This window comes from Arthrobacter gengyunqii, assembly GCF_023022985.1.
In the GTDB taxonomy this organism is placed as follows: Bacteria; Actinomycetota; Actinomycetes; order Actinomycetales; family Micrococcaceae; genus Arthrobacter_B; species Arthrobacter_B gengyunqii.
In genome coordinates, this window is record NZ_CP095461.1 from 2,722,888 (window position 1) to 2,741,145 (window position 18,258).

The window sequence follows — 18,258 nt, forward strand, 5'->3', positions numbered from 1 at the left end:
CGTGAGGCCGGATCGTCCTGGGGGGACGGTCCGGCCTTCACGCGTGTGCGCCTGTCCGGCACCTCCGTCCCGGTTCCCGTATCGTTAATGGGGATGATTACCAGACGCCAGGCTGCACTTGCCTTAGACATTCCCCTTGAAATGGCCACGCGCCATGGAATCCCTGCCCGCCTCACCGAGGAGGAACTGGATCGGATGCAGACGGACCCGCCCGCTTGGCTGGTCCAGTCCCGCGCGAACCGGACGGGCAAGCGGCCCGTTTGGGTGGAGCTGGAATGCGTTGTGTGCGGGTACCGCGAAAACGCCCGGCCCAAGAAGTGGTGGCCGGAGTTCTCTTTCCTGGCCTGTGCGGACCATGCCCTTTCCGAGCTTCCCCCGGTGCCGGCTGGCCATGCACGCGGTGAATACGACGGCATTGGAACCCGCTTTACCGGATACGTCCATGTACCGGCGGATCAGGTTCCCGGCCGCTCGGAGTCGCCGGACAGCTTCTGACACCCGGGCGCCGGGCGCCGGCCCAAAAACACGAACATCAAAAAACCAGGCGTACCGTAAGGCGCACCTGGTTTTTTGATGTGTGGAACGTTTGGGAAGCTTAGCTGGACGGAATAGCCAGACCTGTGCGCGCCATCGCGTCCTTGTAGGCAATCCGCATGGTGGCCAGGCCCTCTTCCTGACGTTCCGCCGTTGCGCCGAACGCGCGTCCGTCCACAGAGCGGGCCTTGTAGATTTTGAAGCTGCGCCGGTAAATCATCCGATTCTCTGTCTTGAGGAAGGCAGCACACAGACGCTGTGCCTCGGTGCCGTGGGCCACGATGGCGGATGCGCGCGGCACCAGCGCCAGGAAGCGCAGCAGGGGCTTGAGCCCCTCTTGGATCTGCTCCTTGGTCAGTTTGCCGTTGGGCTCACCCGGAACGTGCCAGGGATACGTGTTCCACGGCATGACGTACTCCGGGCGGAGCCCCACCTGCCAGTGGACCCCGAGAAGGCGGGCAACGGCGTCGTCGTCGCCTGCAGTGATGAAACCCGATGGATGGGCTGTACCGATATTGGAGAAAAGGCTCACAATGCGGGTCTCGCCCACGTCGTGCATGGGATCAATGTACGGCACCTCGGTGCCCGGCTTCAGCGCCTTGAGCGAATCACAGAGCTGATTGACCTCAGCGACGTTGTCGTCATAACGACGGTTCCAGAGTTCTTCGGATTGTGTTCCATTGTCCAGGCTTTGCATAAGGTGGTGCGTCTCCTACAAGGTCGTATCGACCGGTTTATAGCTCATGTGCCCGGACGGAGCGCGTACGGGCGGATGCTGCCGTGTCCCGCAGCGCCGTTACGCGGCGGCTTTCGCGGACCGCCGACAGCGGAAGGCCGGACGCGGTTCCTGGCAACAGGTTTCCGGCTCCTGCCAGTCTAGCAATTCCAGCCACCCCTCCTCCGCCGCTAGGAGGAGCACGGGCGGAAAACACGGCGCCTGTGACCAAGAACTCCCCCGCTGCCGGCTGATTACGACACGAAATACGGCGGGTGGCTTAAACAAAAAGCAGGGAAGCCGCCCGAAGGCGGCTTCCCTGCTTTTCATTGAATGGGTGGAGATGGGGGGAATTGAACCCCCGTCCGATGTCGTGTTGTCAGGGCTTCTCCGGGCGCAGTCTGCGGTGGATTTTCTCGGCCCCAGCTGTCATGCAGACAAGCAGCTGATCCGGGCCCAGCCGTTTAAGAGTCCCGAACACGCCAACGGCGAGCATGTTCAGCAGTGGCCCTCTAAATGACGCCAGGATCCGGGACGAGAGCATTCCCGGGCTGACGGACTATGCCCGCTGCTTAGGCAGCGAGAGCGAAGTCAGTGCGCTTTGAATCGGCACTTATTGTTTTACAAGGAGCGTTTACGAGATAACCCTGTATCCTCGGCCCGCTTCACCTGTCTCGACTAACACCGTCGAAACCTGTCATCCCCAATGTGTTGCTAACCCATATGTACTTTTCAAAAACCGGTCCAAGGTACGGACCGGTGCGTTAAGTGTAGCCCATGAGGGAAGGCAGGTCAGGCGCCGCGGTTTTTCTCCCGCATGTCCCGCAGGGCTTCCCTGTTGTCCTGCTTCTCGCGCAGCGTCTGACGCTTGTCGTAGTCGCGCTTGCCCCGGGCCACGGCAATCTCAACCTTCGCCCGCCCGTCCAGGAAGTACAGCTGCAGCGGAACGATGGTGAACCCGGATTCCCGGGTCTTCTGCATAATCTTGTCCAGCTGTTCTCGGTGCAACAGGAGTTTCCGGCGGCGGCGGGCCGAATGATTGGTCCAGCTCCCGTTGAGATACTCCGGAATGTATGCGGCTTCGAGCCACAGTTCATCGTTGTAGAAGGTTCCGAATCCGTCCACAAGGGACGCCCGGCCCTCCCGCAGCGACTTGACCTCGGTACCCATCAAAACCATGCCGGCCTCGTAGGTGTCGAGGATTTCATAGTTGTGCCGGGCCTTGCGGTTGGTGGCCACTACCTTACGGCCACTTTCTTTGGGCACGGGGGAACTCCTTGTCGCTAAACGGAAAACTCTATTGTAGGCCTACAGCAGGCCCATGGGGTCAACCAGGGCACCGTTGAGGACGGTCTCGAAGTGCAGGTGGCAGCCCGTGGAGTTGCCGGTGGTGCCGACGTAGCCAATGAGCTGGCCGGCATTGACCCACTGGCCGACGGAGACCACAAAGCTGGTCAGGTGGTAGTAGTTCGTTGCAAGGGCACTGTTTCCGATGACCCCGTGGTCAAGGACCACGCGGTTGCCGGTTCCGATCATGCCGTCGGGCTGGCCCTGGTCGGCGCGGTACACCTCGCCGGATGCCGGTGCGTAAACGGGCGTGCCGCAGCTGGCGGCAAAGTCGATTCCTGAGTGCAGGTATCCGCCGGTGCCGAAGAAATCAATGCTGCCCGGAGGGGTGGCGCGCCAGCCGAAGCCGGAGGAAATGGATGCCCGCACGGGGAGGCTCAGACCAAAGGCCGAGGGGCTGGTTGGTTTTGTGTCCGGCACCTCCGGCGGCGGAGTGGGCCGGTTGTTGCGTGCCGCTTCTTCGGCGGCTCGGCGGTTCGCCTCGGCGATCCGGGCTTCCTCTTCCTTGCGTGCCTTCTCAAGGAGGGCGCGCTGGCGTTCAGCGATATCGGCCGTTGCCTTGGCCTTGGCCGTTTCCAGGGACGCGAGCTGCGCCTGGATGACCGGCTTTTTGGCTTCAAGGGCAGCGTTCGCTGCCTCGGTCTGCTCGATCAGGGTATCCACCTTGGCCTTTTCAGCCGCAGCGGAGTCTCTGGCTTCCTGTTCCAGCACCAGTGCCGCTTCCGCCTGGGCCTTGAGGTTGGAGATTTCCTCTTCAACCGCGGCGAGGCGAGCTTCAGAGTTAACGTTGGTGGCGTTTTGCTGGGAAAGCTGCTGCATGGAAGCGTTCTGGCTGCGCAGCACCTGCTCCGCCAGACCCATGGAATCAGTGAGGCTGTCCGCACCCTCGGCACCAAGGATCAGCGAAAAGCTGGAAGGCACCCCGCCGCTCTTATAGGCCTGTGCGGCAATTTGGCCTATGACTTCTTCCGTGTCCTCCATGGCCGCCCGGTCCTGCTCAATCTGAGCAGTGATGGTGTTGCGCGTTTCCTGCGCCAGCGCCACACGATCAGTCAGGGCACTGACCTTGCCCGCGGCTGCTGAGACGCGGCCTTCCGCGTCCGCCAACGCCTGCTGGGCGCCGGGGAGCTGCTGCTGGTAGATCGCCAGCTCCGCGACCTTCCTGCTGGTTTCAGCATCCAGGTACTCGTAGGTCTCCTGGACTTTCTGCTGTTCCGCCTCAATGGCGGCCTTGCGGTCGTCGAGTTCGTCAGCCGATGCGGTTCCACTGAACGCAAGGGTGAGTGCAAGCACGGCTGACGCAACCACGGCTGCCGTGGTTTTGCGCAGGGCAGGCGTCGTCGCCGGCCGCAGGTGGGCACTAACCATTGTTGGAACCGTCCATGGGGTCTGTCAGCTTTCTTTTCAAAGTGAGCAACACTCTAAACCCTTAAGTAGCGTCTAAGCGTTAGTAGTGAGGACGCACCGGCCAGTAAAGCCCCAATAAGGAGTAATACAGGGCTCAAGACCAGTACTTGCTGCGCCGAAATGAACGCAGTCGCAGGGTATGCTTCGGCCAGCGCACCAATAAAGAAGTGTGCCACTGCCCACAGCGTACCCGAGGCCAACACGGCACCGATGACAGCCGCAATGACCCCCTCAAGGATGAACGGCAGCTGGATGACCGCCTTGGACGCTCCCACCAGCCGCATAATGCCGGTCTCGCGCCGTCTGCTGAAGGCAGATAAGCGGATGGTGGTGGCGATCAGCAGGATGGCGCAGACCAGCATTACCCCCGCGATAATCAGTGCAATCAGTGATGCCATGTTCATAAAGGAGAAGACCTTCTCCAAAAGCTCACGCTGGTCGCTGACGGTTTCCACGCCGGGCATGGATGAGAATGCCTCATCAATAACCTCGTACTTTTCCGGATCCACCAAGGAAACACGGAAGGACTCCGGCAACTGTGCAGCCGTCACTGAGTCCACGAGCGGCGAGTTGGCGAACTGCTCGCGGAAATGCCCGAGCGCCGTCTCCTGGTCCTCATAGTCAACCGACGCTACGTATTGGGAGAACGCCGGCGATTGGAGCTGCTCTTCGATAGCCTCCCGCTGTTCATCCGTGACCGCTCCGGATGCGCACGAGGCCGTGGTGACGGTGTCACCGCAGAGGAAGATCGCCACCTGCACCTTGTCGTACCAGTAACCCTTCATCTGGCCGATCTGCAGCTGCAGGAGTCCGGCCGCACCCACAAAGGTGAGGGATACAAAGGTCACCAAAATGACGGAGACCACCATGGAAAGGTTCCGGCGAATGCCTGAACCGATCTCGCCGAGGACAAATGCCAACCTCATTCAGCGGCCCCCTTTCCTGCCGCGCCGGTCCCGCCCGGTGATCGGACGCCGTCGGCCGGCTTAACGACGGCGGCCTGCGGAATGACGATCCCCTGCTGTGTCTGGGGCGCACCCAGGTAGATGCCCTCGCGCTCGTCGCGCACTATCTTGCCGTGGTGCAGTTCGACGACGCGCTTGCGCATCGTGTTCACAATGTCGTCATCGTGGGTGGCCATCACCACGGTGGTTCCGTTCTGGTTGATCCGGTCCAGGACCTTCATGATCCCCAGCGACGTGGTGGGGTCCAGGTTTCCCGTGGGCTCATCAGCAAGGAGGATTCCGGGCTTGTTGACGATCGCACGTGCGATGGCCACCCGCTGCTGCTCACCGCCGGAGAGCTCATGCGGCAGGCGGTTGTCCTTGCCTTCGAGGCCGACGGTTTTGAGGACCTCGGGCACGGAGTCACGGATGACTGCCCGGCTGCGCCCGATCACCTGCATGGCAAAGGCTACATTGGCGAAGACGGTCTTATTCGGCAGCAGGCGGAAGTCCTGGAAAACGACGCCGATCCCCCGGCGCAGGCGCGGCACGCGCCAACTGGGGATTTTCGCCACGTTCGATCCGGCCACGTAAACGGTCCCGCGGGACGCGTGCTCCTCTTTGAGGATCAGCCGAATGAAGGTCGATTTTCCGGAGCCGGAGGCTCCGACCAGGAACACGAACTCGCCGCGGTCCACTTCGAGGTTCACGGAGTTCAGTGCCGGCCTGGAATTACGGTCGTAGACCTTGGTGACGTTGTCGAAAGTGATCATGTCTGCTTAGCGCCCATCAATCGGCCGGGACACGGGCCTTGGTTTGGGAAAAGGGCGCCGGCTGTTCGACTATATCGGCGGTTCCACCTATGGCCAGAGATTCGGGACGGTGTGTCGCCGTCCGGAGCCTATTTGGACCCGGTTTCCGCTGTTCTCCGATTTGCTGCCGCTTACTTGCGGGCGGAAACACTGCCGTGGGCGCGCCAGCGGATGCCGGCGTCGATGAAGTCGTCGATCTCGCCGTCGAACACCGCAGAGGTGTTGCCGACTTCATGTTCCGTACGCAGGTCCTTAACCATCTGATACGGGTTGAGGACATAAGAGCGCATCTGATCTCCCCATGAAGCCTTGACGTCACCGGCGAACGCCTTCTTCTCGGCGTCTTCCTGCTCCTTCTTCAGCAGCAGCAAGCGGGACTGCAGCACGCGCATGGCCGCGGCACGGTTCTGCAGCTGTGACTTCTCGTTCTGCATGGACACCACGGTGCCCGTGGGGAGGTGGGTCAGGCGCACGGCCGAGTCCGTGGTGTTCACGGACTGCCCGCCGGGACCGGAGGAACGGAAGACATCCACACGGATCTCGTTGTCCGGGATGTCGATGTGATCGGTGGGCTCAATCAGCGGAATGACCTCAACGGCGGCAAACGAGGTCTGCCGGCGGCCCTGATTATCGAAGGGGCTGATGCGGACCAGCCGGTGCGTGCCGGCCTCCACCACCAGGGTGCCAAAGGCGTACGGGGCCTTGACCTCGAAGGTGGCCGATTTCAGCCCGGCCTCTTCGGCGTAGGAGGTGTCCAAGACCGTGGTCGGGTAACCGTGGCGCTCGGCCCAGCGAAGGTACATGCGCAGCAGCATTTCGGCGAAGTCAGCCGCATCCACTCCCCCGGCGCCGGAACGGATGGTCACGACAGCCTCGCGGGCGTCGTACTCACCGGAGAGCAGGGTGACTACTTCCAGCTGGGAGAGGGACTTGCGCAGGGATTCCAGCTCCGTCACCGCCTCAGCCTTGGACTCGGCGTCGGCCTCATCCTGGGCGAGTTCCACCAGAACCTCGAGGTCATCGATGCGCGACTGGATTCTCTCCAGCCGTTCCAGTTCCGACTGGCGGTGCGAGAGCTTGGACGTAATTTTCTGCGCCTCGGACGGATCATCCCAGAGGTCCGGAACGCCGGCCATTTCGCTGAGCTCTTCGATGTCCTCTTTGATTTTGGCTACATCGGAGACCTCCTCGATGGAAGCAAAAGTGGACCTGAGGGCGCGGATCTCCGCGGGAAAATCAATTTCAGCCATGGTGCTTACAGCCTACGCCATGAGCCCTCCGGGCCGCTTCCGGTGCTCCGTGCCGGGTGAGGGCACGCCGGTCGCACCTGCCGTTCTGCGTTTGACCGGGAGAAACCGTAAATTGGTGTTGTCAGCACATGCACCTGCAGAAGGAGCAGAAGTGAGCACCTCCGAAGTTAGAGAGCCCGCTGTGGCCAGGCCCGTCCGCCACCCTGAATCGGGCCGCCGCTATTCCCTGGAAGAGCTCGAAGCCCTCGCCGCAGAAGGCGATCCCTGGGCCCTGGGAAAGATGGACGAGTGGGACCTCTCCTTCTCCGACGAGTACAAGGGCTCGCTGACGGATCGCTGTCCCGATCCGGGCTGTGATCAGTACGGTGAGCCGGTGACCCTTTGCTACGGCGAAGATGGTGAACTGCTCGACGTCGACCACGGCGGCTGGGGCCATCCGCCCGCCGCTGAGATCCAGGCCAAGGCGTCGTAGCCGCGCTGGATCGTGTTGCAGCCTATTGGCTGAGGCGTGCCCTGGCCTCGCTCACCGCGGTGATGGGAATGCCGTCCGGCACCAGGAAGTTCACCAGCGGAGGATGCACGACGCCGGTCAACACCACCACCGCAGTGCGGCCGTCAGCAGTCCCGGTCTCAGCGTCTACGGAAAGACCCGGAATCCGGTCCGCGGCGTCGGTCAGGGCAAGGTACCGGTTCACCTCAGCTTGGACCGCTGCCGGAGCAAGCACTGCTGCCGGCCCCTCCCCCGGTGAGGCAACGTCCCCCAGCGAAAAGGTGTCTGCAGCTGCGAGCGCGGCTCCGTCTGCAGCGGACAGCAGCTTCTTGTGCCCCAGATAGAGGGCGGAGGCCCCCATGACCACCGAGACCACCAGCAGGCTCACCAACATGTAGCCGATGATCAGGACGCCGACTTGGCCTTCCTCTCCCCGAAGGACGGATCCCCTTCCAGTTGCTGCGCGCGCCGCGCGACGCCGGCTCACCCGTACCGCTCCACGATCTGGGTGGAGGACGAGTCCACTGTCACCGGGGCGAAATCCGTCCCCGGGAGCCCCGCAGACAGCGGCAGGGGGACGTCGAAGCGCACAAGGGCCGTCACAGTCGACCCGGGCGACAGGCACTCTGCGGAACAGGAAATGTCCAGCAGCATTTCTTCCGGTTGGAAACCGAAGTCGGTGAAGGCCAGTTCAGCTGCCACCCTGGCCTGCGCCTCGCCGGCTGCCGGGTCTCCTGCGCTCACGTAGACCTTTGCTGCCGATTCAGCAGCCCCCACGGCGGCAAACGCCGCGCCCTGCACCTGCCCCGCAGTGACGACGAGGTACACCACCGGCACCAGCAGTACCAAGCCAAGGAAGATGAACTCCACCAGGGCGTTCCCGTCTTCACGTCCGCCGGGTCCTGCGTCATCCGGCTCCAGCGGCTGCGTCCTGTCCCCAAAATCCATGACCGGTCACCTCCAATCCGTCGCTGGGTCCCAGGAATCCGATCACAGGAAGGGGCGCCCGCACCGTGACCTGCAGCATCCGGACACCGCTGTGCGTTGTTTCCTGAAACGTCACGTCTTCGGCCAGCGAGCTGTTCAGCGCGAGACGGATCAGTTCCTCGGTGCGTGCTGCGCCGTCGGCCGGGGTGCGGTCGGCCAGCGTGCCGTACCGCGCACCGGAAGCCGCTGCGTCAATCAGCGTATTGCGCACGTGCAGAATCAGGGCCAGCTGGATGATCGACATGAAGAGCAGCGTCAGCAGGGCGCCGACCATGACAAAGTCCACTACCGCTGACCCGGTTTCCCGGCCGCGGGCCGAAGGACGCCGTACGGTCAGGGATTGACCTTCTCCATCGCTGCGTTGAACATGCTTTCGAGGGCGCCTTGGGCCATAACCAGGATGAAGGCGACCAGCGTGGCTGACATCAGGGTGATCATGACCCAGCCCGGGACGTCGCCGCGTTCGCGGTCCTCGCTCCTTAGCGTCTGGCCGAAACGAACGACCAGCGAGGTGCCGAGCAGTAACAGGAGCCGCGGTGCGTGGATGGTGCGCATGGGATGTTCCTTTCATAGGGGTGACCTAGAGTCCGATTCCCAGGAGGGAAAGACCGGGAAAAATCGAGAAGAGCACTGTCAGTGGAAGGACGCCGAAGACCAGAGGGACCATCATTGCGATCTCCTTCTTTCCGGCGCTTTCCATGAGTTCACGTTTGGCCAGGTCGCGCACGTCCTGGGATTGCGCCCGCATGACATCCGCGAGCGGGGTGCCGCGTTCGATCGCCACTGTCAAACCGTCCACGAACCGGGACAGCGGAGCGAGCCTGACCCGGTCGGAAAAGTGCTGCAGCGCGTTGGTGAGTGGAACTCCGGAACGGGTTTCGCCGAGGATGCGGGCAAACTCCCCAGCCAGTTCTCCGTGGGCCGTGCGGGCAATCCGCTCCAGGGCTCCGTTGGCGCTTTCTCCGGCGCCCACTGCAAGTGCCATCATCTCCGCCAAGCTGGGGAACTCGGCCAGCATGCGGGCTTCACGGCTCTGGACTTGGGAGCTCAACCGGTAGTCGCGGAGAGTGAATCCGAGCACCGCTCCCAGGACGGTGCCGGCCACGACGCCGCCCACACCCACCCGGTCGACGCTGGCCAGCCAAACGGCAATCATGCCCCCGCCCAGGAAACCTCCGCCGGTCCACAGCACCTGTTCGGCCCGGAAGTCCAGCACGCGCAAGCCCTGCCCCGCACGTTCCAGACGGCGCTCAAGGTCACGGGTAACCGGGTTGATCCGGTTGAGACGGCGGACAGCCAGATGCAGGGCGGGGCGCAGGATCCGTTGCAGCGGGCCGAACGGAGTGAGGTCACCGGCCGGTACGGCCAGAAGACGGGACATCTGGCCTCCTGTGCGCAACTGCGGCGCAATCCGTTCACTGAACGTCACCGGCCGAAGCCATGGCACCCGCAGGACGGCAAACCAGAGCGAGGCCCCCAGAGAAATCCCACACACAACGGCCAGGAACCACGGGGCGTTCACCGCAGCACCCGCTCTTCTTCGGGAAGCGCCCCGATTCGGAGCATGAGCCGGTAGCAAACCACTGAAATGACAATGCCTGCGGCAAGCACCGTAGCCCCGGCCGCAGAGTTGTAGGCGTCAATGGCTTCAGGCCGGGCTGCAAGCAGCATCAGCACGATCCACGGGGCGGCGACGGCCAGCCGTGCAGCATTGACCGTCCAGGACTGGCGTGCCAGCAGCTCGCTGCGGGTTCTGGCGTTGTCCCGCAGGAATTCGTTCAGTGTGCCGAGCAAACGCCCGAGATCTGAGCCTCCCACCTCGCGGGTGAGGCGCAGCGCTTCCACGATGCGGTCAGCCACCGGATCCGCCAGGGTTGCCTTCAGCCGTGTGAGGGAGTGATCGAACTGACCGCCGGACCGGTAATCGGCTGCAAACTCTCGGAAGGGCTGCCGCAGCTCTTCCGGGCCGTTCTCTCCCAACTGGATCAGTGCCTCGGGCAGGGACAGCCCGGCCCGAATGGCAGACCGCAGGTGGTCCACGGCGTCCGGCCACAGTTCCGCGCGTGATGTCCGCTGTTTTCGGGCCTGCCAACGGACCAGGAACAGGGGCACCCCTGCGCCGAACAATCCAAAGCAGGCGGCGATGGGAACGGCACCGGTGCCAGCCAGCACCAGCAGCGCCACCAGCAGTCCGGCTGCGATGCTGCTGGCGACAACCGCCCGCGGCGTCACCCGCTGGATCCCCGCCTGCAGCAGTTCATCTTCCAGCCGGCTGCTGCGGGGCCGGCGGGCCGGCACCGGTGGAACTACCCAGCAAGACCGCCATATCAGGAACAGTCCCAGGCCCAGCAGCAGTCCTGCCGCGGCGCTCATGGCCGCACTTCCAGGAGTTCGGCCACGTTGTAGCCTGCGCGGGCAAATTTCTCCGGTGCCGGCATGGACGCGGCAGTGACTTCCAGCCGGCCGTCGGTCCGCTGAAAAATGGACGACGCTTCGATGACGCCGTTTTCCACCCTGTTGCCCAGCGCCATGATCTCCATAACCTGGCGCTTGCCGGCAGCGTTGCGGGCACAGTGGATCACCAGGTCAATGCAGGAAGCCACGGTGGGCACTACAAAGGCGCTGGAGATGTTTGCCCCGGCCAACAGCGGAAGGGTGCAGATTTTCGTAATGGCATCATGGGCGCTGTTGGCGTGGACGCTGCACATGCCCGGCAGGCCGGAGTTCAGCGCGATCAGCATGTCCAGGCTTTCGGCTTCGCGGACCTCACCCACAATGAGGCGGTCCGGCCGCATACGAAGCGCTTCCTTGACGAGTCTGCGCAGCGGAATCTCCCCTACACCCTCCAAATTCGACTGGCGGCACTGCAACCCCACCACATCCCGCAGCGGCAGCTGCAGCTCAAAGATCTCTTCGACAGTGACGACGCGCTCCCGCGGGCCGATGGAAGCACCTAAACAGTTCAGCATGGTGGTCTTGCCTGCTTGGGTTGCCCCGGACACCAGGACGTTCAGTCCACTGGCGACGGAGGCACCCAGAAACCTGGCCGCCTGCGGAGTGAGGGTTCCCAATTCCACCAGGTGTTCAAGCCTGCTGGCGCGGGCGATGAATTTGCGGATGTTGACGGCCCAATGACGCCGGGTGATGTCCGGGATTACCACATGCAGGCGCGACCCGTCCGGCAGCGAGGCATCGACAAACGGGGAGGAAAGGTCCAGCCGGCGGCCCGAGCTCTTCAGCATCCGCTCCACCAGATCCCGCACCTGCTCCGCTGACAGGGCAAGCGAGGTCAGCTCTGAACGACCGTCACGCGCAGCATAGATTTCGGTGGGTGAATTAATCCAGACTTCCTCCACCGTCGGGTCGTCCAGAAGGGGCTGAAGGGCTCCGAACCCGGCCACGGCATCAAACACGCGGCGGCGGGCGGACTCCAATGCGCCCAGCGGCGGCAAAGAACCCAGGAGGGACCGCTCGTCGTAATCGGTAACCGCGTCCTCGACGAGGCGCCGGACCTCCGCGAGCTGGCTGGCGGGGTCAAGGCCACGCAGACGTATCAGTTCCCGGACCTCATCCTCCACCATACGTACGGCATCCAACGTGTTCCCCCGGAATCCGCACAGCATCCCTGCCGTGCATCTGAGACAAAGGCCACTGCGGCCATGCGGGCAAGGATAGGAGATTTCGACTCCCTTGACGAGAGTGGCAGATCCCTTGTGGAAAACCCTTTCCACGGAGCTTGGCGCTGGCTGGTCCGAGGAAACCTTGCATCATTACAAATGCGGCCTTCCGGTTGTAGCTTCGCTACCTCTACCTTCATTTGGGTGTCACTGGTCACATTATTCACACCCGTCCCGGTAGGATTCAGTCTGAAGTCCACTGCACTCTGGAGACCCCGTGAAACACCGTCAGTCAGCTCCCATATTGGCCGGCCTGCTCTGCCTGGCACTAGCCGCCACCACAGCACCCGCCTCAGCCGCACAGCTCCCGCCGGACAGTGCCGTCACCGAAACGGCACCTGCCAGCCCGGCGCACGGAGTCCCGGAGCCCGCCGGTTCCTCACCGGAGCCCCTGGAGAGCCAAGAACTCCAGTCGCCCGAACCCACCGAAGTTCCGGAGCCGCTTCCGTACCTGACTCCCGAAACCGCGCCGGAGGTAGCCGCGCCGGAGGTAGCCGCGCCGGAGGTAGCCCCTGCCGTCCCGGAACCCGCTGAGACCGAGGTCCCAGACCCCTCCGCACTGACCGAGGAGGAACTTACCGAAATCATCGGGATCCTTGGCTCCACGATGGGACAGGGACTTGAGCGCCTGGAAGAGACGCGCGATCCGCAGGTACCCGGCGGTACGGAAATCGCGGAGCGCCTCGACGCCGAGGAAAAACTGATCATCAGCGGCTTGGCAGATCCGGAACTCGCCACCGATCCGTCCGGCAGCAGGGTAACCGGGGGCAGCGCTCCCGGGACCGCTGCGCCGTCGGCCACCGGAGCCGCTGCACAAGGAAGCGTGCCCTTTGCCGTGCCCGCACTGAGCACCGGGGATGCCCCGGCCGTCTCCCTCGCAGCAACCTGGCGGCCCGCCGGGCTACAGGGCATGGACGTCAGCAGCCACCAGCCTGCCGTCAACTGGGGCCGCGCCTGGAACCAGGGCGCGCGCTTCGCCTACGTCAAGGCCACTGAGGCCACCTCCTACAAGAACCCGCTGTTCTCCAGCCAGTACAACGGCGCCTCCTCCGTCGGCATGCTGCGGGGCGCCTACCACTTCGCCATCCCCAATGTTTCCAGCGGTGCAACCCAGGCCAATTACTTCGTAAACAACGGCGGCGGATGGTCCGCTGACGGCAACACGCTCCCCCCGCTGCTGGACATCGAATACAACCCCTACCCCTCCCTCGGGAACACCTGCTACAACATGACCGCCGGCCAGATGGTGTCCTGGATCAGGGACTTCTCGCAGACAGTCGCAGCCCGCACGGGGCGCCTGCCGATGATCTACACCACCACCGACTGGTGGCGCACCTGCACGGGCAACTCCAGTGCCTTCGCCGGGCAGCCCCTGCACATCGCTGCCTACAACGCCACCGGCCCCGGCGCCCTGCCCAACGGCTGGTCCCGGTACACGCTGTGGCAGTACAGCAGCACGGGGCCGTTCGAAGGTGATTCAAACGTCTACCAGGGCTCGGTCGCCCAGCTGCGCAGCTTCGCGCGCCAGTCCTCGGTGGGACGTCCGGGACAGCTGTACTACCGCAGCAGCCCGGTGAAGAGCCTTGAATACGGAAACGCCAGCGACCAGTACCTCACTTGCGACTGGAACGGGGACGGCATTGCCACTCCAGCAGCCTTCCGCAACGGCACCTGGTACATCCGCGAGACCCTGACCGGAGCGGCAGCCGTGCGGGAGGCGCGGTACGGCGATCCCGGAGACCAGCCGATCTGCGGTGACTGGGACGGAAACGGCCGGGACACGATCGGTGTCTTCCGCAACGGGATGGTCTACCTGAAGAACTCCAATACCAGCGGCGCAGCGGACGGCGTCTTCGCGTTCGGCGACGTCGGCGACACCGCCATTGTTGGAGACTGGGACGGCGACGGCTACGACACCCTCGGAGTTGCCCGCTCGGAGGGGTCGGCTCAGCGCTTCTATCTCACCAACAGCAACATCCGCCCCGGTGTTGCCGGAGCCTTCCTGTTCGGCAACGCTGGAGACATCCCGGTCTCCGGGGACTGGAACAGTGACCGGTTCAGCACCGTGGGCGTGAAACGCGGCAGCTACTGGTACCTCGCCAACAGCAATATCCGGCCCACGGCCAGCACCAGCTTTCAGTTCGGCAACCCCGGGGACCGCCCGCTGACCGGGCGGTGGGACCGGGGCGCCGGAACCAGCGTTGGCGTAGCGCGTTAAACAGCAGCGGACCCTCCTTCGGGTCTGTCCGCTGTTGTTACGGGATGCTGTTGTTACGGGATACAGGTTGGAAAGCTCAGGCAGTCTCCAGGCGGCGCCAGTGGCGGGGAGTCTCGTTGTCCTCGTGCAGCCGGCGGAACAGCACCGGCTCGCCCAGGTGCGTCATTTCACCGGCCAGGTTGCCGGGGGCTAGAGATCGTGCGACGGCCTTGTAGTGCTTGGTACAGTATCCGCGCACTATTGAGGACGCCGATATTGGATTACGTGGCTGACTGCGGCAAGGCGGTGAAGGCGCAGACCTCCCGCAAAGCTCCTAGTTGCGCTTATGCTTTGACGTTATGCAGACGGATCAGTTCCCGAACCTCATCCTCCACAATTGCAATGGCGTCCACCAGTTCTCCCCGAGCTAAGCACGGAAAGGACGATTGTTGCCATCCTGGCCGTAAGACTGATGCAGCCTGTTTGCGGCCACGGGGGTCTGATTGGGAGGCTGCCCCCCCGCCCAGATACGAGAGTGTTTTCGGAACTGTGGATAAGCAGGTAGTTCGTACCCGCGACCCGTTCCGGAGGCCGGAGCGTTGTCCACCTAGAAGCCCGCTTCTAGCCTTGAAACAGCCCGAGCGGACCCTGACGCCGGGAAGGAGGCATCACTGACATGCCTGCCATCGATATTCTGTTGCCCTATTACGGCGACGTAGGGCTCATGAAGGAAGCGGTGGGCAGCGTGTTTGCGCAGACCCGCGAGGACTGGCTCCTGACAGTTCTGGACGACGCCTACCCGGACCCGGAGCCGCAGCGCTGGTTCGCGTCGCTGGAGGATCCGCGCGTCACCTATCTGCGCAACGAAACCAATCTCGGCGCCAATGGAAACTACCGGAAGGCCCTGGAAATGGCCCAGGCCCCCGTGGTTGTCATCATGGGGGCCGACGACGTTATGCTGCCGTCTTATCTGGAGCACGTTATAGCTCTCCTGGACGAGCATCCGGAAGCCTCAGTGGTACAGCCGGGCGTGGAGATCATCAACGGAACGGGACATCGGGCGAAGACTCTTGCCGACTCGGTGAAGTCCTTGACCGCCCCCTCCGGTCCGTACCCGGCAGTGGTTGGCGGTGAGCAAATGGCTGCCAGCCTCCTAAGAGCCGGCTGGCACTATTTCCCTGCCCTGGCCTGGCGCCGGGAAGCCATTGCCCACTTTGGTTTCCGCCCCGAGTTTGACGTTGTTCAGGACCTGGCATTGCTGATGGACATCGCCGCCGCCGGCGGATCCATAGTGGTGGACGGCCCGGTTTCCTTCCAGTACCGACGCCATGCATCGTCGGATTCTTCCGTGCGGGCAGCAGACGGGCGACGCTTCGACGAAGAGCGCCGGTACTTTCGGGAACAAACCAACCGATTCCGGGACCTGGGCTGGCCTCGTGCGGAACGGGCGGCCCGCTTTCACTGGACTTCAAGACTGAACGCCCTGACGGTGCTTCTGGCGTCCCTGCGGCATCCCTCCGTGCGCACGGCACAGAACATGGCCCGTCACATCGTGGGATGACGAAGGCGGCTTGAAGGTGGCACTACCGGGGCGGGTAGCCGGGAGCTGCAGGAAGGCGGAAGTATTCCTCGAGCGTGCTGATACCTGATGAGTGAACGGCGCTGGCCAAGTCGACACCCACGAAACGCAGGTGCCATGGCTCATAGGCATAGCCGGTCACGGCAGAGGCTCCGGCAGGGTACCGGACGATAAACCCAAACCGATGGGCATTTTCTGCCGCCCACGCCCCGGCTTGGGTGTCTGCAAAGCAGGCCTGCAAAGAGCAGGCGCCGTCCGCGGCGGCAATGTCCACGGCCAGTCCGGTCTGGTGCTCGCTGTGGCCCGGCCGGGCGGAGATGGTATCCGCCTGGTCCTCCCCGTACTGCGAGGTGTAGCCGCTGTACAGCTCGAACTGTGTCTCGAAGGGACGGTAACCGCTGATTGCCCGGACCGTCACTCCGTCAGCGGCCGCTGCCTGTTGCAGGTGTCTCAGTGCTTCCGCCGGTTCAGCGCGCAGAAGTTGTCCGTCCACGCTCGTGAGATCCTCCGGAGCATAATCTTCCGGCGCCAGCGGGCGTTCTTTATTGACGACGACGGCGGTGTTCTCCGGGTTGTCGATATCCAGGTCCACTGTGGCCGGCTCGGCCGGATGCCACAAAATGGTGCCGCGCTGGAAGTTTTGTGAACAGGTGCCGTCACTGCAGGCGGGGCCGGCGACCGGATAGCCCAGCGGACCATTCTCGTAGGAGTACTTGGACCAGGCCTCGCGGATGGCTCCCCACGAGGGCTGCGCCCCCGTGCCCGGGGACCATACAATGCCGCCGTGTTCATAGTTGCGGTAACAACCGCCGTCACGCAGGCCGCAGGTCTCTGCCCCCGTAGGTTTGCCGAGCCCGCTGTTCGCTCCGCCCAACCGCTCATATGCCTGGTCGATGGCTGTTTCTGCCCGGCCGGCGGCTGTTTGTGATGCCGGTGAAGCGACGGCGGCAGGGGCTCCGCCCAGAATCAGGGCCAGGGCACAGACCGCTGCGGACAGGACCGAGAACCTCGGTCCGGGGGCAGTCACTGGTGCCTTAGCCGTGGCGCGGTCCCTGCAGCCCGTCACCGTGATGAGGCGCCGGTGAACTTCCGTCCGCATTCCCATCCTGGTCAGAAGGCAGAGACAGTGCTTCGACGCGGGCGGTGAGCTTGTCCAAAGCGGCTCGAAGGATGGCTGCCTCTTCGGCCAACGCCCTCGTTTCGTCCTCGACAACCGAAATCTCCAGAGACAGGTGCAGGCACACGCCCAGGACCAGGAAGATCGCCAATGTAAAGAGGAGGTTGGCCGGAATGGCGAACCCGGCCAGATCGGATGCCCAGCCCAGGAGTTGCGGAAAGCCTGCCAGGACGATGATCAGCAGGCCGACAATGACCCAAAGGACAGCGTATTTTTCTTTGAGCTTGCGCTGGCGCAGAAGCAGGACCACCCAGCAGACCACCGCGAGGGCGAGGAGGAATGGTAAGAGGGTGGTGGTCATTTCGCTGCGCTCCGGTCGGTTCCGACGCTGGTTTTCTTGCGTGATATGGCAATCAGCAGGGCGAAGCCGCTGCGTGCCAGGTAGATGGCCGCCTTGGCCGGGTTGTGACTGGGCTGGCCGCCCTGGCGGGGCCGCATTTCCACCGGCACCTGGGTAACGGTCAGTCCGGACCGGACGGCGACAACCAATGAATCAATCGTGTCCCCCAAGTACTCGGCCGGATAATGCTCACAGTACTGTTCGATGGCGCGCGCGTTGCCTGCGCGGAATCCGGACGTGACGTCGGTGAGGCGGGTTTTGGCGATCTTGGAGATGGACCACCCGAGAAATGACATGGCCCATTTCCGCGGGCCGCGCACTTCGTAGCTGCCCTTGTCCGCAAACCGCGCGCCGATGGAGATGTCCGCGTGCTGCAGCCCGTCTACAACGTTGATCAGGTCCTTGGGATCATGCTGGCCGTCTGCATCGACCTGGATGACCCGTTCGTAACCGTGTCTCTTGGCATATTTGAAGCCGGCCCGCATGGCTCCGCCCACGCCGAGGTTGAACGGCAGGCGCAGCACGGTGGCACCGGCAGCTTCTGCTATGTCGGCTGTGCCGTCGGAGGACCCGTCATCGACGACGAGGACGTCGGCGTTGGGGACGGCTCCCAGGACTTCCGTCACTGTGTTGCCGACGGACTCCGACTCGTTCCACGCCGGCATGATGACCAGAATACGGTCTTCAACGATAGGGAGCCCGAGCCCGCCCAAGGCTGTCTCGTGCATATTGTGCCCGCTCAGTGGTTCCAACTCCTACGTAGTGCTGAAAGTGTGGCGCTTCCCCGCTGTGTTCCGGGAAA

The 18,258-nt window shown here is 63.5% G+C and carries 20 protein-coding genes and 1 other RNA gene; 4 read left to right on the forward strand and 17 right to left on the reverse strand.

Annotation, left to right across the window (positions count from 1 at the left end; translation table 11 throughout):
- The first annotated feature begins 93 nt into the window (after positions 1 to 93).
- The gene (locus tag MUG94_RS12430; RefSeq protein ID WP_227906368.1) at positions 94 to 495 is read left to right on the forward strand and encodes a hypothetical protein; all 402 of its coding nucleotides are present in this window, start codon (positions 94 to 96) and stop codon (positions 493 to 495) included.
- Positions 496 to 595: 100 nt separating this feature from the next.
- On the opposite strand, the gene MUG94_RS12435 is transcribed toward MUG94_RS12430, so the two are convergent.
- From MUG94_RS12435 to prfB, 7 genes are all read right to left on the reverse strand, one after another.
- Positions 596 to 1,231, reverse strand: a complete 636-nt coding sequence (locus MUG94_RS12435; RefSeq protein ID WP_227892072.1) for a uracil-DNA glycosylase family protein — start codon at positions 1,229 to 1,231, stop codon at positions 596 to 598.
- A gap of 353 nt (positions 1,232 to 1,584) precedes the next feature.
- Positions 1,585 to 1,954: a transfer-messenger RNA gene (gene ssrA / locus MUG94_RS12440) on the reverse strand.
- Positions 1,955 to 2,041: 87 nt separating this feature from the next.
- Positions 2,042 to 2,515, reverse strand: a complete 474-nt coding sequence (smpB, locus tag MUG94_RS12445) for an SsrA-binding protein SmpB (RefSeq protein WP_104052511.1) — start codon at positions 2,513 to 2,515, stop codon at positions 2,042 to 2,044.
- Between the two features lie 42 nt (positions 2,516 to 2,557).
- Positions 2,558 to 3,964: a M23 family metallopeptidase gene (locus MUG94_RS12450; protein WP_227906369.1), complete on the reverse strand. Its 1,407-nt coding sequence runs from the start codon at positions 3,962 to 3,964 to the stop codon at positions 2,558 to 2,560.
- A 53-nt stretch (positions 3,965 to 4,017) separates the two neighbouring features.
- A complete protein-coding gene (gene ftsX, locus MUG94_RS12455; RefSeq protein ID WP_227892074.1) occupies positions 4,018 to 4,929 on the reverse strand; it encodes a permease-like cell division protein FtsX in 912 nt (303 codons plus the stop codon).
- Positions 4,926 to 5,720 carry a cell division ATP-binding protein FtsE gene (gene ftsE, locus MUG94_RS12460; protein WP_227892076.1) on the reverse strand — a complete coding sequence of 265 codons (795 nt, stop codon included), beginning with the start codon at positions 5,718 to 5,720 and terminating at the stop codon, positions 4,926 to 4,928. Before ftsE ends, ftsX begins: the two co-directional genes overlap by 4 nt.
- Positions 5,721 to 5,890: 170 nt before the next feature.
- Positions 5,891 to 7,009, reverse strand: a complete 1,119-nt coding sequence (gene prfB, locus MUG94_RS12465; protein WP_227892077.1) for a peptide chain release factor 2 — start codon at positions 7,007 to 7,009, stop codon at positions 5,891 to 5,893.
- A gap of 151 nt (positions 7,010 to 7,160) precedes the next feature.
- On the opposite strand from prfB, the gene MUG94_RS12470 reads away from it, so the two are divergent.
- Positions 7,161 to 7,481 carry a hypothetical protein gene (locus MUG94_RS12470; protein WP_227906370.1) on the forward strand — a complete coding sequence of 107 codons (321 nt, stop codon included), beginning with the start codon at positions 7,161 to 7,163 and terminating at the stop codon, positions 7,479 to 7,481.
- 22 nt (positions 7,482 to 7,503) lie between these two features.
- Here MUG94_RS12470 and MUG94_RS12475 read toward each other — a convergent pair whose 3' ends face one another.
- The 7 genes from MUG94_RS12475 to MUG94_RS12505 all read right to left on the reverse strand — a co-directional run bounded on the left by MUG94_RS12475 (position 7,504) and on the right by MUG94_RS12505 (position 12,082).
- Positions 7,504 to 7,986 (reverse strand): pilus assembly protein TadG-related protein, encoded by a 483-nt coding sequence (locus MUG94_RS12475; RefSeq protein ID WP_227906371.1) that lies wholly within the window; start codon positions 7,984 to 7,986, stop codon positions 7,504 to 7,506.
- A complete protein-coding gene (locus tag MUG94_RS12480; RefSeq protein ID WP_227892082.1) occupies positions 7,983 to 8,447 on the reverse strand; it encodes a hypothetical protein in 465 nt (154 codons plus the stop codon). The genes MUG94_RS12475 and MUG94_RS12480 overlap by 4 nt, the downstream gene beginning before the upstream one ends.
- Positions 8,407 to 8,823 (reverse strand): TadE family protein, encoded by a 417-nt coding sequence (locus MUG94_RS12485; protein WP_269436965.1) that lies wholly within the window; start codon positions 8,821 to 8,823, stop codon positions 8,407 to 8,409. The genes MUG94_RS12480 and MUG94_RS12485 overlap by 41 nt, the downstream gene beginning before the upstream one ends.
- Positions 8,820 to 9,041: a hypothetical protein gene (locus MUG94_RS12490; RefSeq protein ID WP_227892084.1), complete on the reverse strand. Its 222-nt coding sequence runs from the start codon at positions 9,039 to 9,041 to the stop codon at positions 8,820 to 8,822. Before MUG94_RS12490 ends, MUG94_RS12485 begins: the two co-directional genes overlap by 4 nt.
- A 25-nt stretch (positions 9,042 to 9,066) precedes the next feature.
- Positions 9,067 to 9,867 carry a type II secretion system F family protein gene (locus MUG94_RS12495; RefSeq protein ID WP_227906372.1) on the reverse strand — a complete coding sequence of 267 codons (801 nt, stop codon included), beginning with the start codon at positions 9,865 to 9,867 and terminating at the stop codon, positions 9,067 to 9,069.
- A gap of 137 nt (positions 9,868 to 10,004) precedes the next feature.
- A complete protein-coding gene (locus tag MUG94_RS12500; RefSeq protein WP_227892086.1) occupies positions 10,005 to 10,859 on the reverse strand; it encodes a type II secretion system F family protein in 855 nt (284 codons plus the stop codon).
- Positions 10,856 to 12,082, reverse strand: a complete 1,227-nt coding sequence (locus MUG94_RS12505) for a TadA family conjugal transfer-associated ATPase (protein ID WP_227906373.1) — start codon at positions 12,080 to 12,082, stop codon at positions 10,856 to 10,858. The genes MUG94_RS12500 and MUG94_RS12505 overlap by 4 nt, the downstream gene beginning before the upstream one ends.
- Positions 12,083 to 12,380: 298 nt before the next feature.
- Here MUG94_RS12505 and MUG94_RS12510 point away from each other — a divergent pair, with 298 nt between their 5' ends.
- Together MUG94_RS12510 and MUG94_RS12515 are read left to right on the forward strand one after the other, a co-directional pair.
- Entirely contained in the window at positions 12,381 to 14,381 is a 2,001-nt protein-coding gene (locus MUG94_RS12510; RefSeq protein ID WP_227906374.1) for a GH25 family lysozyme, read from the forward strand.
- Between the two features lie 655 nt (positions 14,382 to 15,036).
- On the forward strand, positions 15,037 to 15,921 hold the full coding sequence (locus MUG94_RS12515) for a glycosyltransferase family 2 protein (RefSeq protein WP_227906378.1): 885 nt from the start codon (positions 15,037 to 15,039) through the stop codon (positions 15,919 to 15,921).
- Between the two features lie 22 nt (positions 15,922 to 15,943).
- Here the strand turns inward: MUG94_RS12515 and MUG94_RS12520 are convergent, their stop codons facing one another.
- From MUG94_RS12520 to MUG94_RS12530, 3 genes are read right to left on the reverse strand one after another with little or no spacing between them, the layout of a single operon-like run.
- A complete protein-coding gene (locus MUG94_RS12520; RefSeq protein WP_227906380.1) occupies positions 15,944 to 16,966 on the reverse strand; it encodes a D-alanyl-D-alanine carboxypeptidase family protein in 1,023 nt (340 codons plus the stop codon).
- 7 nt (positions 16,967 to 16,973) lie between these two features.
- On the reverse strand, positions 16,974 to 17,417 hold the full coding sequence (locus tag MUG94_RS12525; protein ID WP_227906382.1) for a DUF2304 domain-containing protein: 444 nt from the start codon (positions 17,415 to 17,417) through the stop codon (positions 16,974 to 16,976).
- Positions 17,414 to 18,184 carry a glycosyltransferase family 2 protein gene (locus MUG94_RS12530; RefSeq protein ID WP_227906384.1) on the reverse strand — a complete coding sequence of 257 codons (771 nt, stop codon included), beginning with the start codon at positions 18,182 to 18,184 and terminating at the stop codon, positions 17,414 to 17,416. The genes MUG94_RS12525 and MUG94_RS12530 overlap by 4 nt, the downstream gene beginning before the upstream one ends.
- Between the last annotated feature and the right edge of the window lie 74 nt (positions 18,185 to 18,258).

What these genes read in the sequence shown, in the direction of transcription:
- MUG94_RS12430 (WP_227906368.1), top strand. Translation starts at nt 94, where the DNA reads ATGATTACCAGACGCCAGGCTGCACTTGCCTTAGACATTCCCCTTGAA.
- MUG94_RS12435 (WP_227892072.1), bottom strand. Translation starts at nt 1,231, where the DNA reads ATGCAAAGCCTGGACAATGGAACACAATCCGAAGAACTCTGGAACCGT.
- MUG94_RS12450 (WP_227906369.1), bottom strand. Translation starts at nt 3,964, where the DNA reads ATGGTTAGTGCCCACCTGCGGCCGGCGACGACGCCTGCCCTGCGCAAA.
- ftsX (WP_227892074.1), bottom strand. Translation starts at nt 4,929, where the DNA reads ATGAGGTTGGCATTTGTCCTCGGCGAGATCGGTTCAGGCATTCGCCGG.
- ftsE (WP_227892076.1), bottom strand. Translation starts at nt 5,720, where the DNA reads ATGATCACTTTCGACAACGTCACCAAGGTCTACGACCGTAATTCCAGG.
- prfB (WP_227892077.1), bottom strand. Translation starts at nt 7,009, where the DNA reads ATGGCTGAAATTGATTTTCCCGCGGAGATCCGCGCCCTCAGGTCCACT.
- MUG94_RS12480 (WP_227892082.1), bottom strand. Translation starts at nt 8,447, where the DNA reads ATGGATTTTGGGGACAGGACGCAGCCGCTGGAGCCGGATGACGCAGGA.
- MUG94_RS12490 (WP_227892084.1), bottom strand. Translation starts at nt 9,041, where the DNA reads ATGCGCACCATCCACGCACCGCGGCTCCTGTTACTGCTCGGCACCTCG.
- MUG94_RS12495 (WP_227906372.1), bottom strand. Translation starts at nt 9,867, where the DNA reads ATGTCCCGTCTTCTGGCCGTACCGGCCGGTGACCTCACTCCGTTCGGC.
- MUG94_RS12500 (WP_227892086.1), bottom strand. Translation starts at nt 10,859, where the DNA reads ATGAGCGCCGCGGCAGGACTGCTGCTGGGCCTGGGACTGTTCCTGATA.
- MUG94_RS12515 (WP_227906378.1), top strand. Translation starts at nt 15,037, where the DNA reads ATGCCTGCCATCGATATTCTGTTGCCCTATTACGGCGACGTAGGGCTC.
- MUG94_RS12525 (WP_227906382.1), bottom strand. Translation starts at nt 17,417, where the DNA reads ATGACCACCACCCTCTTACCATTCCTCCTCGCCCTCGCGGTGGTCTGC.
- MUG94_RS12530 (WP_227906384.1), bottom strand. Translation starts at nt 18,184, where the DNA reads ATGCACGAGACAGCCTTGGGCGGGCTCGGGCTCCCTATCGTTGAAGAC.